Here is a 1,901-nt window from a genome sequence, read left to right as displayed (position 1 = left end):
TGACGATTCCGAAGACGATGCATGTGAAAAGCACCATCATCGAGACTTGCCAGTCGTAGTAGAACATCAGGCCGAAACTGAAGATCGCGCTGATGCCGCTGACGACGAAAAGACTTAGCGACTGGCTGAGTATCTGCCGCATGCTGTCCACGCTGTCCGCGCGGTTAGCAAGGTCGCCTGCTGTATAGTCGCGGAAGAAAGCTGCGGGCAGATTGAAAATTCGAATCCATACGCTCGCCTGGATTCGATTGACCATCTGTCCTTCCAATCGGACCATGGCCAGTGACTGTACGATACTGGTCAAGGCGGCGGAGATTCCAGTCACCAGAAGTAGCAGTGCAATCACATAGACTTGGCTCTTCTCGGCGCTTGGGATGATGGGATTCATCAACCAGCCGATTGCGACCGGTGTCACAAGAGAGAGAAACCCCGCTATGATCATGCAGAGGATCGTGTTTCTGACATCCCGTGCGCCGCCGCCGAGACCAAACCGGAAGACACGCCACGGGGTCAGCTTTCCTTCCGGCAGTGGAGGAGCAAATGCGTAGGCTTGCTGATCGATGGTTGCAGCCAATTCCGCGTTTACCCGTGTGCGGTTGCTCCCGGTCGAAACCCAGTACCCGTCGCCAGGTGCGGGCAGAAGGGCGCAGGGCCGCCGGCCTGGCTGTCTGAAGCCGAGAAGCGGTCCATGATCTTGCCGCCACCAATTCTCATCCAGCTCGACCGAGCGGACTTGCAAGTTGTTATCCTGCGCGAAAATCTGAATCGCTTCGATCTCGGCCACGCCATCGACAGGTGGTGTCTCGACCAGCTCTTGGTCAAGGCCCATCGAGGCGAAGACGATGCGTCCGGCCTCTTCGAGACTGATATCTTCTGCGCTGCTTTGCTCGAGATACTCAGGTCGCAGAATGTTGGCCATGGAGCCAAGATGGCTCACGAAATCCTGCCCGATGACGGCCTGCGAGCGTTTGATCCGAACCATGCGGCTCTTCAGCCAATTCTCACGCAGGCTCGAAACGCTGGCGATCAGAGCTAAGTTGAGCCGATCGAGGCTCGTCTCCCAGTCCGGCTTCTTTTCTCCTTGTGCCACTGCCGCCTCGGGCAAAGTCACGTCGGGCTTCAAACAAGGTTTGATCGCTGCAAGCCAGATGTTCCAGATCTGGGAAAAGCCGCCGTTGTCTTGTTGGGCGCCATAGAGAGCGTAAAGCGCTGGACGCGTCGTCTCAGCGAGTTCGGTATCTTCCGATGGAACGGCGAGGAGGTGGGACGGGGCATCGGCTGTCATGACGGCATCGAGGATGCCACCTGCTTCGATGCGGGCCACGAAGGTGCGRCCAGTCTCGTCGCTCCAGAAGAGATCGACAGCGCCCGCCAGGACGAGCCAGCACCGTCCGGCGCCGACGAGCGTGAAGGCGTCGTTGGCGCCGACCACGATCCGCTTTTGCGCGAGACCGAGCGTCTTCGCGAGACCGGCAGCAGGTTCGACCCAGTCGGCCGAGACGATGGCCTCGAACTTGTCGTCGCCTCCCAATATGTTGTCGAGAATGTTCATGCGGCGTCGATCAGCTCCGCATATTCACCGTTCTGCGCCATCAAAGTGCGATGCGTTCCCTTCTCCACCACCTCGCCATCCTTGATGACGAAGATCGCATCGCAGTCACGGATCGTGCTGAGGCGATGAGCGACGATGATGCAGGTCATCCCGCGCCGGCGGATATTGTCGTCGATCTGTGCCTCAGTGTAGGTATCGAGCGCGGCCGTAGCCTCGTCGAGGATGAGGATCGATGGCTGACGCGCGAGCGCGCGAGCGATTTCCAATCGCTGGCGCTGGCCACCACTGAAATTCGAGCCACCTTCCTGGACGCGTCCGTCATAACCGTTCGCGCGGGTCACGATTGTAT

2 protein-coding genes are annotated in these 1,901 nt (G+C 58.9%); both read right to left on the bottom strand.

What is annotated here, in order from left to right; translation table 11 throughout:
* The coding region (locus AC1DT3_RS19510) for an ABC transporter transmembrane domain-containing protein (protein ID WP_477466871.1) at positions 1–1,324 on the bottom strand (1,324 nt) is incomplete at its 3' end.
* Positions 1,325–1,548: 224 nt separating this feature from the next.
* Positions 1,549–1,901, bottom strand: a 353-nt coding sequence (locus AC1DT3_RS19505) for an ATP-binding cassette domain-containing protein (protein WP_477466870.1), incomplete at its 5' end; no start/stop codon positions are given.

It is taken from the genome of Microvirga sp. P4_G7 (assembly GCF_056401005.1).
Note: the sequence above shows the minus strand (reverse complement) of the source record. Positions and strands in the feature narration are given on the sequence as shown.